The sequence below is a fragment of the Cryobacterium roopkundense genome (assembly GCF_014200405.1).
GTDB lineage: Bacteria > Actinomycetota > Actinomycetes > Actinomycetales > Microbacteriaceae > Cryobacterium > Cryobacterium roopkundense.
Window position 1 is genome coordinate 1,781,972 of the sequence record NZ_JACHBQ010000001.1, and the last position, 13,943, is coordinate 1,795,914.

Here is a 13,943-nt window from a genome sequence, read left to right on the forward strand (position 1 = left end):
CCATGAGTTCTCAGCTACCTGAGACGGCCAGCGGGGGCAGCGCACTCGGCGTCACCCCCGTTCGGCCCGTCGGAGAAATAGTTTTCGCCCTGGTGATTCTCAGTCTGGGCATTGTCGGATTTGTTGCCGGAGCCGGAATCATGACTCCGTCGTCGGCCAGCGACATCGGGCCACGGGCCTTCCCTTTCCTCGTGTCCGGCCTGCTCGTTGTCATCGGAATCGGCTTGATCATTCAACTGCTGCGCGGGCATGTCGGCGTGGCTGACGAGGGTGAAGACGTGGACCCCACTGTGAAGACGGATTGGCTCACGGTGGCGAAGCTGGTTGTCTGCATCGCTGTGCACACGATTCTGATCGTGCCCCTCGGGTGGCCCGTTGCCGCGGCAGTGCTGTTCTTCGGCGCGGGCTGGTCCCTCGGGGCGAAGCCCTGGTGGCGCAACGCCCTCATCGCCGTCGCCCTCGCCCTCGTCCTGCAGTACGTGTTCGCCGGACTCCTCGGCGTGTCGTTGCCTGCCGGATTCCTCCTCGAAGGAGTGAGTTTTCTCAATGGATAATTTCATGAACCTGATGGATGGGTTCTCGGTTGCCATGCAGCCCATGTACCTGCTCTACGCGCTCGGCGGCGTCTTCATCGGAACGGCCATCGGCGTGCTTCCAGGGATCGGGCCGGCCATGACTATCGCTCTCCTGATGCCGATCACGTACAGTCTCGAGCCGACGGCAGCCATCATTGTTTTCGCCGGGATCTACTACGGCGGCATGTACGGGGGCTCGACAACATCGATCTTGCTCAACACGCCGGGGGAATCGGCGTCCATCGTAACGGCCCTCGAAGGCAACAAAATGGCGAAAGCCGGGCGCGGGGCTGCCGCGTTGGCGACCGCCGCGATCGGTTCGTTCGTTGCGGGAACTCTTGCGACGGTTCTGCTGAGCTTTCTCGCCCCCGTCGTGGCGGAATTCGCGGTTCAAATCGGCCCAGTCGAGTACGTCGCCCTGATGCTCGTGGCGTTCCTCACCGTGGGGGCGCTACTCGGGGCATCCGTTCTTCGTGGTCTCGCTTCTCTCGCTCTCGGCCTCTTCATCGCCCTCATCGGAGTCGATGCGCTGACAGGTCAGCAGCGCTACACCTTCGGTAATCCGTTCCTGGCCGACGGCGTTGACGTTGTGCTCGTGGCCGTGGGCCTCTTTGCCGTCGGAGAGGCGCTGTACGTCGCGTCGCGCCTTCGCCACGGCCCGGTGAAGGTGATTCCGGTCAGTGGCGGCTGGACGAAATGGATGAAGAAGGACGACTGGAAACGCTCCTGGAAGCCGTGGATCCGGGGCACCTTCATCGGCTTTCCCATCGGCACGATTCCGGCAGGGGGAGCGGATGTCGCCACCTTCCTCTCTTACGCCGCCGAGCGCCGGCTGGCCAAGGGCCCGAACAAGCGCCAGTTCGGAAAGGGGGCCATCGAGGGCGTGGCCGGGCCCGAATCCGCCAACAATGCGGCCGCGGCCGGAGTCCTCGTTCCGTTGCTCACCCTCGGAATTCCCACAACCGCCACGGCCGCCATGATGCTCGTGGCCTTCCAGCGATATCAGATCCAACCCGGGCCACTGCTTTTCGAAACCCAGGGTGCCCTCGTGTGGACGCTGATCGCGAGCCTGTACGTGGGCAATCTAATGCTGCTGGTGCTGAACCTGCCGCTCGTGGGGATCTGGGTCAAGATTCTGCAGATCCCGCGACCGTACCTGTACGCGGGAATTCTGGTGTTCGCCGGACTCGGGGCCTTTTCGCTGAATTTCACCCCGGTGGATGTCGGCATCCTCTTGGTCGTTGGGCTGCTGGGCTTCTTCATGCGACGCTACGGGTATCCGATCGCGCCGATGGTGGTGGGTTTGATTCTCGGGCCCATTTTCGAGAACCAGCTTCGGCGTTCTCTGGCCATCTCGCAGGGGGACCCGACAGCACTCGTTGCTTCTCCCATTGCGGCGACGATCTATGCGTCGCTCATTGTGATCTTCGCGCTGTCATATTGGATGAAACGACGCCAGCGCTCCATGGAGAGTGAGACCGCGTCGAGCGACTCGCCTTCTGAGAGAAGTGACGTCGCGGCGTAGGCGGCATCACCAGTGGATTCGACTGAATTCGGCGCGAAGTTTTCGACCTCGCGCCGGGTTCAGCGTCTCCAGCCAGGACAGGCGTCCCAGCAGGTGGGCGCGAAACTCCGGATGTGCTCCCCGGTTCTGGGACTCGGGTCCATGACGCGCACAGTTGTGGATGATCGCCTTGAGCCGGTCGCTCTCCTGGCGTGACATGTTAGTCTGCGTGTTCACGACGATGCCGGTTACGGTCTGTTTTACGCTTGCCCGCCGCACTCGGGTCTTGTGGGGGTTCACGAGGTGTCCCTCTGCGGCGACGATGCGCTCTACGCCGCGCGCGAAGGCATCCGCTCGTCGGGCCAGCGTCAGGTCGCCGCTAAACGCCAGGTCGTCGGCGTATCGCGTGTAAACGCTTGACGCCGCGGCCGCCCACCCCGCCAACCGTGAATCCAGCCTGCGAAGCGCGAGATTCGCGAGCATGGGAGATGACGGTGCACCCTGCGGCAGATGTGTGGCGGCGAGGGCCTGTCGGAGCGCGAAGCGCTCTTCGGGCCGTCCGCCGGCGGGCATGGCTGCAATGACCCGCGGGGGAGCGGCGGTCGTGCACAAGCCCGTGATTGTGTAGGCGACCGCTTCGGGAAGCCCGGCGCGGCGGAGTGTGCCGTAGATTCGGGCCCCCGTCACGCGGGCGAAGAACGTGGTGAGGTCCAGGGAGATCACCACGTCCGTACCGGTATGCCGTGACGCTCCCGTCACAGCGCTTCGGCCCGGCACGAACCCGTGCGCGGCATCGTGCGTGGGTACCAGCCCGATGACACCGGTCAGCAGGGTGCGCTGGGCGGATCGGAGCCGAGCGCCGGGGATTTCCAGCAGCCGCGGCGTGCGTCCTGCACGAGCGCGCCACTCGTAGCGATAGTGCTGGAGGGCCCCGGACGGGGCATGCCGATTCCACTGTCTTGTATCGGCAAACCAGTCAAGGTCGCCGATGGGCAGCTCGAGAAAGTCGGCGAGCTCGGCCAGGGTGCCGAGTGGCGGAACGACGCCGGGCACGGGTCGTGCCCTCGTCAGCGGAATGCGGTGATGCGCGAGGCCGATCGGAACGCCACTGGCATCCGCGTGGGCGACCGCGGCCCGGAAGACGTCGGCCGCTGCGATGAACGCTGTCAGTGCACGCGGGGCGTCGTGCGGAGCCTCCCGGTAGACCGTCAGGGTCTCGCGCACGAGCGGACCCAGCCACCGGCGTCGAGCGCCGAGAACCGCGCTGCCGGCTTCCGATAAGGCGGTGGCGTGCCAGAACTTCGACGACAGAAATGCGAGCGCCAGCGTGCTGGCAACCTCAGAAGACGACGGATGCGGTCGACGCGCCAGCACCAGGGCCGCCGGGGTGGCACCTCGCAGCTTCGACGTCATCGGGCGGCTGCAGGATCGGAAGCGAGCATGCGATGGTTTCCGGGCGACTCGTCACTGGGTGCAGGCGCCGAGCTGCGCGGAGCGCAGAGACGCGCCTGCGGCGCTCGTTCCAGGTCGGTCTTCGTGCCCCGGGGTAACCCCGGAGAGGGCAGCACATCACGTGCACTACCCGCCTCGCCCGGAAACCACCGCATGTGGGTCACACTAGCAAGCCAACGGTGCCAGGCGCTGGCTACCGGGCCTGTACGAGGTCGGCGGACACCGTGAACGTCTGCACCCGCGGCGGAAATTCGGGCGTGAGCCGCATCTCAACACGCAGGCGGCCAGCGCGGCCTTGAACGTGCCACACGAGATGCGTGGGGCTGGTCGAGGTTTCATGGGCGCCGATCAGGAGCGCCGCAGCGTCCGGTTGCCTAGACCCGGGTGCCAGACCGCCGACAGCCCGGATGGCCTTCGCTATGTCCTCCTTGCGGCGCTCGTAGCTGTCGTCCAGGGAGATGTTGTCGGCGAATACGACCTGGGCCGTCACGTCATCCCACTCTCGGATGAGTCCGGTCAGTGATCGTTGCGCTGATCGGGCGGCGGGTAAGACCGTGGACGCAGGGTGATGTGCCGCCGCGTCGAGCACGTCGAAGGCCTGCGTGGTCGCCAAGGAAAGCCGAGAATGCGTGGCATTGCCGAAAGCGACAATGCCGTGACCTCCGGCGGCTGACCAGCGCATGTGGGCGGAGAAACCCGGGTAGCCGCCGGAGTGCGACACCACGGCGCCGTGCGGGTACTGCTCGACGAACAGCCCGAAGCCGTAGCCGGTGGGGTGCCGCGGAAGCGTCGGAACAAAGCGGTGCAGTTGCTGCATCTCGCGCCGGCTGGCGCGAGAGAGCGGCGAAGGCGGTTCCACGGCGGGAGAAACGTCGAAGGCTTCGGCCAACCAGCAGGCCCAGCGCGTTACATCGGAGACGGTGCTGAAGAGCCCGCCGATGGGCGAGAAGGCGCCGGGCGAGGAGAACGGGAGCGCACGCCATCCGCCATCGAGCCAGCGGGTCCCCTCGGCGAGGCCGCCGGCGGCGGCAACCGAGGCGTCGAAGCCCGTGCCCGTCAGGCCCAGTGGAGTGAGAAAGCGTTCCGTGATCAGGTCGCGGTAGCCACGGCCGGCAGCCTTCTCGATGACACGCCCGAGAAGCGCGAAACCCAGGTTCGAATAGGCGAACCGCGTACCGGGCATCGACTCGATTGTGACGCCGCGCCGAAGGACATCGTCAAAGTCCGAATCTCCGAGGGCCTCCTGCCGATCTGCCCAGGGATCGTCGGTCGGCAGCCCGGCAGACATCGTCAGGAGCATTCGAATTGTCGGCACCGGGGCATCCGCTCCGGGAAGACGGGCCGAATCGAAGGCCGGCACGAAGCGGGTGATGGGGTCGTCGAGGTTCAGGGCGCCGCTGTCCCGCAGCAGTAGCACCGCGGCCGCGGTGAAACTCTTCGTACACGATGCAATACGGTAGGCGGTGTCGGGCCCAGGCAGAGCGCCGTCTGGCCCTTCCCCCGCCGCGCCGAACCGCACAAGGCCCACCCGTTCGAACGTGCCCCAGGCCAGGCTCGGTGCGGATCCGCGTGAGTGGTGCTCGGCGAAAACGGCGTCGACGGCATCGAGTGCGGCGGTCACCGTCTACTCCCGGAATTTGACCGCGAGCGCAGCCGCACCGAGGATTCCGGCGTTGTTGCGGTGCACGGCGGGAATAATGCGCGTCTTCAGGCGAAGTAACGGGAGGAAGTCCTCGTGATGCTTGGACACCCCACCGCCTACGATAAAAAGATCGGGGGAGAACAGCTGCTCGAGGGTCGCGTAGTACTTCTGCAGGCGTGCGGCCCATTTGTCCCAGCTGAGATTCTCCCGCTCCTTGGCGGAGTATGCGGCCCGGGTCTCGTAGTCTTTCCCGTCGATCTGGAGATGACCGAGCTCGGTGTTGGGCACGAGCACGCCATCGTTGAGCAGGGCGGTACCTATTCCCGTGCCGAGAGTCGTGAGGATCACGACACCGGCAACACCTGTGGCCGCGCCGAATTGGGATTCGGCGTAACCGGCGGCATCCGCGTCATTCACGAAGTGAATGGGAACCTTCAGTGCCTTTTCGAAAAGGGCCTCGGCTCCCAGACCGATCCATCTGTCAGAAACGTTGGCGGCGCTCATCGTGTGACCATGCTTGATGACGGCCGGAAAACACACGCCGACAGGGAGATTCTCGGTGTCGGAGGCCACCTGGCTAAGGAGCTGCTGCGTGGTCTCGATGATGTCTTGCGGGCGTCCGCCCTTGGGCGTGGGTAACTTGACCCGATCCGAGAGGAGGGCACCCGTGGAGAGATCGACGATCGCTCCCTTGATTCCCGTTCCGCCGATGTCAATGCCGATGGCCGTCGTTGCGCTCATTGTTAAAACCTACCCGTTACGGGAGAGTCAGAATTTCGGCGCCGCGCTCGGTCACCACGAGCGTGTGCTCGAACTGTGCGGTCACGCTGCGGTCCCTGGTCAACACTGTCCAGTCGTCGCTCCACATATCCCAGTCGGCCGACCCGCCCAGGGTGAGCATCGGTTCGATCGTGAAGACCATGCCCACCTCCATCACGGTGTCGTAGTGCGGGGCGTCGTAGTGGGGAATGATGAGGCCCGAATGGAACGCCGCACCCACGCCATGGCCGGTGTAGTCGCGAACGACGCCGTAGTTGAAGCGTTTCGCGTAGGACTCGATGGCGCGACCGATCACGTTGACCTGTCGTCCGGGAGCCACCGCCTTGATGCCGCGGTTCATCGCTTCCCTGGTACGGTCCACGAGCAGGGTGACCTCCTCGGTCGCTTCGCCCACGATGAATGTGACGTTGGTATCTCCATGGACTCCGTTCTTGTATGCGGTGATATCGAGGTTGACGATGTCTCCGTTTTCCAACACGGTGTTGTCGGGGATGCCGTGGCAGATGACCTCGTTCACCGAGCTGCACAACGATTTGGGGTACCCGCGATAGCCGAGGGTCGACGGATAGGCATCGTGGGCGACGATGTAGTCGTGCCCGATGACGTCGAGCTGCTCGGTGGTGACGCCGGGGCGGATGGCACGTCCCACGGCCTCGATTGCACGCGCGGCGATCAAGCCCGACTCGCGGATGAGCGCAATCTGTTCGGGGGGATACACGTCCGAGCCGGCGAAAGGGCTCGGACCTTTCTTACCGACGTATTCGGGACGCACGATGTGTGACGGAACGGGGCGCATCGACGACACGCTTCCAGGGATGAGGTGACCAGTTGAATCCTTAGGCATAAGATCAACCCTATGGCCGAGGACAAAGAAAACCAGTTCTGGTACAACATGCGCACAGGTGCCGTTGAACGGGGCTTCCAGTCGCCCTCCGTCGATCGGGTGGGCCCGTTTGCCAACCACGACGAGGCGACTCACGCCCTGGAAAAGCTTCGTGCCAATAGCGCCAAATGGTCTGAAGACGACGCGCGCGACGATCGCTAAACCGGAAACGTCCGAGAAGCACCGACCGAGGGACCTTACTCGTAGTTGTGCTCTGCAGCCGGGTAGGCGCCGGAGTTGACGTCATCCCGGAAATTGTGTACGGCATCCGTCAGGACCTGCCGCACATTCGCGTATTGGCGGACAAAACGCGGCACACGCCCGTCCGTCATGCCCGCGAAGTCAGTCCAGACCAGCAACTGACCGTCAACCGAGGGGCCGGCACCGACTCCGATCGTGGGAATGTCGAGCGCCGCCGTCACCCGTTTGGCCACCGAACCGGGCACCATCTCGAGCACCACGGCAAAGGCTCCGGCCTCCTGCACCGCCAGGGCATCGTCGATCAGATTCTGCGCGGCGTCACCTCGTCCCTGGATGATGTGGCCGCCGAGGCCGTGTTCGCTCTGTGGGGTGAAGCCCACGTGGCCCATCACCGGGATGCCGGCCGACACAATGCGCTTGATCTGCTTGTGGCTGCGAACGCCGCCCTCAAGTTTCACGGCGTGGGCTTGCGCCTCTTTCATGAAGCGAACCGCGGTCGCGAGGGCCTGGTCGGCGCCGCTCTCATACGAGCCGAACGGCATATCCGCCACGACGAGGGCACGCGTGACGGCGCGGGCAACCGCGCGCGTCAGGGGAATTAGCTCATCAATCGTGACCGGCAGGGTCGTTTCATACCCGAAGACGTTGTTCCCAGCCGAGTCGCCCACGAGTAGAAAGTCGATTCCGGCCTGATCGAAGATCTGCGCGGTCAGCATGTCGTAGCTGGTCAGGCCCGTGATCGGAATTCCCTGCTTCTTCGCGTTGTGGAAATGCCGGGTTCGAACCCGCTTGGGCCCGTCCGGGGCATGGCCGTAAGGGTGCTGCTCGGGAGCGGGCTGTGACGAGTCTGGCGTAGCGGGGCCTGGCGCGATCGATTCTGACATGCCACAAGTGTAGTCAAACCCGCAATACGCACGCCGAGACAGTACCCTAGAGGTGAACCAGAAGGGGCTGAATGGACAAGCAGCGCGATTTCGTTCTTCGTACCATCGAGGAGCGAGGAATCAAGTTCGTTCGACTGTGGTTCACCGACGTGGTGGGAACTTTGAAATCCGTCGCCATCGCGCCGGCAGAAGTCGAGGGCGCCTTCAATGAAGGCCTCGGGTTTGACGGCTCCGCGATCGAAGGCCTGACCCGTTCGTTTGAGGCAGACGTGCTGGCCCACCCGGACCCGACGACGTTTCAGATCCTTCCGTGGCGCGGCGAAGTCGACCCGACCGCTCGCATGTTTTGCGACATCACCACGCCGGACGGACAGCCTGCCGTCGCCGACCCCCGCAACGTGCTCAAGCGCACCCTGGCCAAGGCGGCCGAGCGCGGCTTCACCTTCTACACCCACCCCGAGATTGAGTTCTATCTGCTCAAGTCGTCGAAGTTCGGCAAGAACGGGCCCGTACCGGTTGATTCGGCCGGGTATTTCGACAACGTTCCCGGCGGAACCGCGCACGATTTTCGTCGCCGTTCGGTGCGCATGCTCGAAGACCTCGGTATCTCCGTGGAGTTCAGTCACCACGAGGCTGGGCCCGGCCAGAACGAGATTGACCTCCGCTACGCGGATGCGCTGACGACGGCAGACAACATCATGACCTTCCGCACCGTGGTGAAGGAAGTGGCCATCGAGCAGGGCGTCTACGCAACATTCATGCCCAAGCCCATGTCGGAGCATCCCGGATCCGGCATGCACACCCACATGTCGCTTTTCGAGGGCGATGTTAATGCGTTCTTCGAGGCGGGCGCACAATACCAGCTGTCTAAAATCGGTCGGCAGTTCATCGCCGGTCTGCTCAAGCACGCTCCGGAAATCACCGCCGTCACCAACCAGTTCGTGAACTCCTACAAGCGACTCTGGGGCGGCGACGAAGCCCCGAGCTTTGTCTGCTGGGGACACAACAACAGGTCGGCGCTGATCCGCGTGCCGCTCTACAAACCGAACAAGGGACAAAGCGCACGCGTCGAGTATCGCGCCATTGATTCGGCCGCGAACCCATACCTGGCCTACTCCCTCATGCTTGCTGCCGGCCTGAAGGGTATCGAAGAGGGCTACGAGCTTCCGGCGGAGGCCGAGGACAACGTGTGGAGTCTGAGTGACACCGAGCGCCGTGCCCTGGGCTACACGCAGTTGCCCGCCAGCCTCGACCACGCCATCCAATACATGGAAGAATCCGAGCTTGTTGCCGAGACCCTCGGGGAGCAGGTCTTCAACTATGTTCTGCTCAACAAGCGCCAGGAGTGGCGTGACTATCGCTCCCAGGTGACTCCGTTCGAGCTTCGCAAGAACCTCGAGATGTTGTAGGAGCGAACCGGGAGCTTGGCGATGGCGCGGGAAGTGCTCACTCTGACCGAATTGGCCAGGGTTGGTTTCGTCCATCTCAGCGAGGTGCGTGTGCGCCTCGCCGAGGTGAGTGAGCTGGGTGGGCCGGAGAGCGCGGAACTTCTGCCGCTCTTGGCGCGGGCCGCAAATCCGGATGCGGCACTCGGTGCCCTCGTCGACATGCTGCGCCAGGGAACGCCGGAGATCCACCACTTCCTGGCGAGCCCAGATTCCGCGTTACGTCTGGTGCGGGTGCTGGGAGCGTCAAGCGGATTGGCGGGTTTCTTTCTGCGGCACCCGGAAGAACTTGATGTCCTCGAGCAGCCGATGGGGTCGTTGCCCACCGTAGAGGAGCTGACCGACGACCTCCTCGACTCCGTCGGCGCTCGGGACGGGTTCTCCACTCTCGTCGATGACGCCGCCTGGGTAGCCCTTCGAGTGCGCTACCGGCGCCGGCTCGCGGCCGTCGCCGCGTTTGACCTGGAACAGGCCGACCCCCTGGCGGGAGTGGATGGTATCGCCGGCACGTTGGCCGACCTGGCGACGGCGGCACTCGAGGCGGCCCTCGCCGTTGCCCGCAGCATGACGAGCGGCACAGTAGCCGCACGGGGCGTGTTCCCACGCGAGCAGGTGGGGGCAACCCGGCTGGCCGTCATCGGCATGGGCAAGGCCGGGGCAAGCGAACTCAACTACGTCAGCGATGTCGACGTCATCTTCGTGGCCGACGGTAACCCGGAGGCCGGCCTGGATACGACCCGCGCCGTGGAAATCGCCATCAGACTGGCGATCCTCATGATGCGAGGCATGAATGAGGCATCCGTCGAGCCCGAACTCTGGGAGGTCGACCCGAACCTCCGTCCGGAAGGCAAAAGTGGTGCCCTGGTGCGTTCCATCGAGTCCCACATCGCCTATTACGATCGCTGGGCAAAGAGCTGGGAGTTCCAGGCCCTCCTGAAGGCGCGCACCCTCGCCGGTGATCGCGAACTGGGCGCCCGCTACGTGGAGGCCGTTGCCCCCAAGGTGTGGAGCAGCGCCGGCCGCGAGAATTTCGTCGAATCCGTGCAGCGGATGCGCGAGAGGGTCACTGACAACATCCCGGACGATGAAGTCGACTTCCAGCTCAAGTTGGGTCCAGGCGGACTGCGGGACATCGAATTCACCGTGCAGCTGCTGCAGCTCGTTCACGGTCAGTCCGACCCCGCTGTGCGGCAGAGGGGCACTCTTCCCGCCCTCACGGCTCTGGCCCAGGCTGGCTACGTCGGTCGAGCAGAGGCCGCCGAATTCGCCCAGGACTACCGAATGTTGCGCCTGATGGAACATCGCCTGCAGTTGGAGAAGCTGCGCAGGACGCATCTTGTGCCCCGGGACGAGGCCAACCTGCGTGTTCTCGCGCGCGCCACCGGGCTCGCAACAAGTGCGAGCGCCCTGTCCTCGCGCTGGGCGGAGACGAAGCAGCGTGTCCGGGGACTGCACGAGCGTCTCTTTTACCGTCCCCTGCTCAGCGCCGTGGCGGCGCTGCCGGCCGAGGGCCTCAACCTCACGAGCGCGCAGGCGGAGGCACGACTTGCCGCCATTGGCTTTATCAATACCCCGGGCGCGCTCGGTCATATCGCGGCGCTCTCCGGTGGGGTGTCCCGTCGGGCCACGATCCAAAGGCATCTCTTACCCGTGATGCTCCAGTGGTTCTCGCAGGGCGCCGATCCCGATTACGGTCTGTTGGCCTTTCGTCGTCTGAGCGACAATCTCGGCTCGACGTACTGGTTCCTCCGGATGCTGCGGGATTCTTCCGGCGCGGCCGAGCGTCTGACTCGAGTTTTGTCCGGGTCGCGCTACGTGGGGGAGCTGCTGGAGAAGATTCCTGAGGCGGTGGCCTGGCTGGAGAATGAGGAGGACCTGCGCCCCCGGCCACTGTCGGCCCTGCTGGATGAGACACGGGCAGTACTCGCCCGGCACGAGAGTGCGGATGCTGCGGCGTCCATCCTCCGCACGGCGCGTCGTCGGGAGATGCTGAGGCTCGCCTTCGGGTCGATCCTGGGCAGGATCTCCATTGATGAGTTGGCCGTCGGTCTCACCGATGTCACCTCCAACTTCATTCGCGGGGTGATCGCTGCGATACGCGGCCGCGAGCTGAACGAGCCGGGGGTCGCGCGGCCGCTGGCTCCGCAGACTCCCGACGGCATCGAGTTCGCGGTGATCGCCATGGGCAGGTTCGGAGGATCCGAACTCGGCTTCGGTTCCGATGCCGACGTCATGTACGTCTTCCGCAGCGGACTACTCGAGGGGGCAGCCGCCCACGAAAGGGCAAGTTTCATCGTTCGAGAGCTCAAGCGTCTGACCGATGACGACCGCCTGCCGCTCGACCTCGACATCGGTCTGCGCCCGGAGGGGAGCAACGGGGCCATTGTGCGGTCCCTCGACTCCTACGCGGCCTACTATGCACGCTGGTCGCTCACGTGGGAGGCACAGGCCCTGCTGCGCGGGCGCGGTGTCGCCGGTGACGTCGGCCTGCAGCGGGACTTCGAGCGGCTCGCCGACGAGGTGCGGTACCCGACCGCCATCGCCGACAGCGAAGTACGCGAGGTGAAACGCATCAAGGCGCGCGTTGAAAAGGAACGGCTGCCACAGGGGGCCGACCCGAACCGGCACCTCAAACTCGGGCGTGGGTCCCTGAGTGATGTCGAATGGTTCGTACAGCTCATGCAGCTACAGCACGCCGCGGCAGTACCGGCATTGCGCACGACATCCACGTTGGTGACCCTCTCCGCTGCTACGGATGAGGGGCTCATCGGCGCCGAGGACGCGGCTACCCTGCGCGCGGCCTGGCTTTTCGCCTCCCGCGCGCGTTCCGCAATCACCCTATGGACAAATAAGACCTCCGACGTGCTTCCCGGCGACAGGGCTCAGCTCGAGGGAATTGCTCGCGTGCTCGAGTACCCGCCCGGCTCGGCGACGCAACTCGAGGACGACTACCTGTCGGTGACCCGACGTGCCCGTGCCGTGTTCGAGCGTCTCTTCTATGGACCTATCGAGCGCCCAGGGCCCAACGTCGCCTGATCGGCTCGCGCACGGACGAGAGAAGGACCGCGTCCGGGGACGCGGTCCTTCTTGGTTCTCGGAACTACTTACACCCCGTAATAGAGCTCGAACTCGAAGGGGTGGGGACGCTGCGCGAGCGGCTTGATCTCGTTCTCGCGCTTGTACTCGATCCAGGTCTCGATGAGCTCCGGGGTGAACACGTTGCCTGCGAGCAGGAAGTCGTGGTCGGCCTCGAGCGCCTGCAACGCCTCTTCGAGAGAGGCGGGAACCTGCGGGATGTTCTTGGCTTCCTCGGGCGGCAGCTCATAGAGGTCCTTGTCGACGGGCTCGTGGGGCTCGATCCGGTTCTTGATGCCGTCGAGGCCGGCCATCAGCTGCGCAGCGAAGGCGAGGTACGGGTTGCCGGATGCGTCGGGCGCGCGGAACTCGAGACGCTTAGCCTTCGGGTTCGTACCCGTGATCGGGATGCGAATGGACGCGGAACGGTTTCCTGCGGAGTAGACCAAGTTAACCGGTGCCTCGAAGCCCGGAACGAGGCGGTGGTAGGAGTTCACCGTGGGGTTTGTGAAGGCGAGCACTGCGGGGGCGTGCTTGAGCAGGCCTCCGATGTACCAGCGCGCGACATCCGAAAGCCCGCCGTAGCCGGCCTCGTCGTAGAACAACGGCTTGCCCTCGGCCCACAGGGACTGGTGGGTGTGCATGCCGGAGCCGTTGTCGCCGAAGAGCGGTTTGGGCATGAAGGTGGCCGTCTTGCCCCAGTCGTGTGCCGTGTTCTTGACGATGTACTTGAACTTGAGCAGGTCGTCCGCGGCATGGACCATCGTGTCGAACTTGTAGTTGATCTCGCCCTGTCCTCCGGTACCCACCTCGTGGTGGCTGCGCTCGAGGATGAGGCCGGCGTCGATCAGCTTGAGGCAGATGTCGTCACGCATGTCGACGTGCTGGTCGACGGGGCTGACCGGGAAGTAGCCGCCCTTGAAGGGCGTCTTGTTGGCAAGGTTTCCCCCTTCTTCCTTCTTGCCGGAATTCCAGGCGCCTTCGCTGGAGTCAACCGAGTAGAAGCTCGTGTGCTGGTTCACTTCGTAGCGAACGTCGTCGAAGATATAGAACTCCGCTTCGGAGCCGAAGAAGGCGGTGTCTCCGATTCCGGTGGAGGCGAGGTACTTCTCGGCCTTCTTTGCTACCTGGCGTGGATCCTTCGAATAGATTTCGCCGTTGCGGGGGTTGTAGATGTCGAACAGCATGATGAGGGTGCGCTCGGCGCGGAAGGCGTCGATATAGGCGGTGGACACATCGGGGATGAGCTGCATGTCTGATTCGTGGATCGACGCGAATCCGCGGATCGACGAACCATCAAACATCTGGCCGACTGTGAAGAACTCTTCATCAACGGTCGAAGCCGGGATGTTGAAGTGCTGCTGCACACCAGGGAGGTCTGTGAAACGGATGTCAAGAAACTTGACGTCAGTCTCTTTGATGAACTTGAGCACTTCTGACGAATCGCGGAACATGCGGGTTTACTCCAAACGACGTGGGCGTGGATCTCGCAGTGTTGCACA

The 13,943-nt window shown here is 64.3% G+C and carries 11 protein-coding genes; 5 read left to right on the forward strand and 6 right to left on the reverse strand.

The window, feature by feature from the left end; all coding sequences use genetic code 11:
* Positions 1 to 2: 2 nt before the first annotated feature.
* Both BJ997_RS08360 and BJ997_RS08365 read left to right on the forward strand, forming a co-directional pair.
* A complete protein-coding gene (locus BJ997_RS08360; protein ID WP_035836520.1) occupies positions 3 to 554 on the forward strand; it encodes a tripartite tricarboxylate transporter TctB family protein in 552 nt (183 codons plus the stop codon).
* Positions 547 to 2,100 carry a tripartite tricarboxylate transporter permease gene (locus BJ997_RS08365; RefSeq protein ID WP_035836521.1) on the forward strand — a complete coding sequence of 518 codons (1,554 nt, stop codon included), beginning with the start codon at positions 547 to 549 and terminating at the stop codon, positions 2,098 to 2,100. Before BJ997_RS08360 ends, BJ997_RS08365 begins: the two co-directional genes overlap by 8 nt.
* A gap of 6 nt (positions 2,101 to 2,106) precedes the next feature.
* Here the strand turns inward: BJ997_RS08365 and BJ997_RS08370 are convergent, their stop codons facing one another.
* From BJ997_RS08370 to map, 4 genes are all read right to left on the reverse strand, one after another.
* Positions 2,107 to 3,492: a reverse transcriptase family protein gene (locus BJ997_RS08370; RefSeq protein WP_183323355.1), complete on the reverse strand. Its 1,386-nt coding sequence runs from the start codon at positions 3,490 to 3,492 to the stop codon at positions 2,107 to 2,109.
* Between the two features lie 232 nt (positions 3,493 to 3,724).
* Positions 3,725 to 5,152 (reverse strand): serine hydrolase domain-containing protein, encoded by a 1,428-nt coding sequence (locus BJ997_RS08375; protein WP_052542567.1) that lies wholly within the window; start codon positions 5,150 to 5,152, stop codon positions 3,725 to 3,727.
* Between the two features lie 3 nt (positions 5,153 to 5,155).
* Entirely contained in the window at positions 5,156 to 5,914 is a 759-nt protein-coding gene (gene ppgK, locus BJ997_RS08380; protein ID WP_035838830.1) for a polyphosphate--glucose phosphotransferase, read from the reverse strand.
* Positions 5,915 to 5,930: 16 nt separating this feature from the next.
* Entirely contained in the window at positions 5,931 to 6,797 is an 867-nt protein-coding gene (gene map, locus BJ997_RS08385; protein ID WP_035838827.1) for a type I methionyl aminopeptidase, read from the reverse strand.
* A 12-nt stretch (positions 6,798 to 6,809) separates the two neighbouring features.
* On the opposite strand from map, the gene BJ997_RS08390 reads away from it, so the two are divergent.
* Positions 6,810 to 6,998: a hypothetical protein gene (locus tag BJ997_RS08390; RefSeq protein WP_035838824.1), complete on the forward strand. Its 189-nt coding sequence runs from the start codon at positions 6,810 to 6,812 to the stop codon at positions 6,996 to 6,998.
* A gap of 35 nt (positions 6,999 to 7,033) precedes the next feature.
* Here BJ997_RS08390 and panB read toward each other — a convergent pair whose 3' ends face one another.
* Positions 7,034 to 7,921: a 3-methyl-2-oxobutanoate hydroxymethyltransferase gene (gene panB / locus BJ997_RS08395; protein ID WP_052542566.1), complete on the reverse strand. Its 888-nt coding sequence runs from the start codon at positions 7,919 to 7,921 to the stop codon at positions 7,034 to 7,036.
* A 71-nt stretch (positions 7,922 to 7,992) separates the two neighbouring features.
* Here panB and glnA (BJ997_RS08400) point away from each other — a divergent pair, with 71 nt between their 5' ends.
* Together glnA (BJ997_RS08400) and BJ997_RS08405 are read left to right on the forward strand one after the other, a co-directional pair.
* Positions 7,993 to 9,330: a type I glutamate--ammonia ligase gene (glnA, locus tag BJ997_RS08400; protein ID WP_035838820.1), complete on the forward strand. Its 1,338-nt coding sequence runs from the start codon at positions 7,993 to 7,995 to the stop codon at positions 9,328 to 9,330.
* 21 nt (positions 9,331 to 9,351) lie between these two features.
* A complete protein-coding gene (locus BJ997_RS08405; RefSeq protein WP_035838819.1) occupies positions 9,352 to 12,402 on the forward strand; it encodes a bifunctional [glutamine synthetase] adenylyltransferase/[glutamine synthetase]-adenylyl-L-tyrosine phosphorylase in 3,051 nt (1,016 codons plus the stop codon).
* Between the two features lie 68 nt (positions 12,403 to 12,470).
* Here the strand turns inward: BJ997_RS08405 and glnA (BJ997_RS08410) are convergent, their stop codons facing one another.
* On the reverse strand, positions 12,471 to 13,895 hold the full coding sequence (glnA, locus tag BJ997_RS08410) for a type I glutamate--ammonia ligase (RefSeq protein WP_035838818.1): 1,425 nt from the start codon (positions 13,893 to 13,895) through the stop codon (positions 12,471 to 12,473).
* Positions 13,896 to 13,943: the final 48 nt, after the last annotated feature.

Coding starts and splice junctions, on each gene's coding strand:
- glnA (WP_035838818.1), bottom strand. CDS start 13,895: ATGTTCCGCGATTCGTCAGAAGTGCTCAAGTTCATCAAAGAGACTGAC.
- map (WP_035838827.1), bottom strand. CDS start 6,797: ATGCCTAAGGATTCAACTGGTCACCTCATCCCTGGAAGCGTGTCGTCG.
- BJ997_RS08360 (WP_035836520.1), top strand. CDS start 3: ATGAGTTCTCAGCTACCTGAGACGGCCAGCGGGGGCAGCGCACTCGGC.
- panB (WP_052542566.1), bottom strand. CDS start 7,921: ATGTCAGAATCGATCGCGCCAGGCCCCGCTACGCCAGACTCGTCACAG.
- ppgK (WP_035838830.1), bottom strand. CDS start 5,914: ATGAGCGCAACGACGGCCATCGGCATTGACATCGGCGGAACGGGAATC.
- BJ997_RS08365 (WP_035836521.1), top strand. CDS start 547: ATGGATAATTTCATGAACCTGATGGATGGGTTCTCGGTTGCCATGCAG.
- glnA (WP_035838820.1), top strand. CDS start 7,993: ATGGACAAGCAGCGCGATTTCGTTCTTCGTACCATCGAGGAGCGAGGA.
- BJ997_RS08390 (WP_035838824.1), top strand. CDS start 6,810: ATGGCCGAGGACAAAGAAAACCAGTTCTGGTACAACATGCGCACAGGT.
- BJ997_RS08405 (WP_035838819.1), top strand. CDS start 9,352: ATGGCGCGGGAAGTGCTCACTCTGACCGAATTGGCCAGGGTTGGTTTC.
- BJ997_RS08370 (WP_183323355.1), bottom strand. CDS start 3,492: ATGACGTCGAAGCTGCGAGGTGCCACCCCGGCGGCCCTGGTGCTGGCG.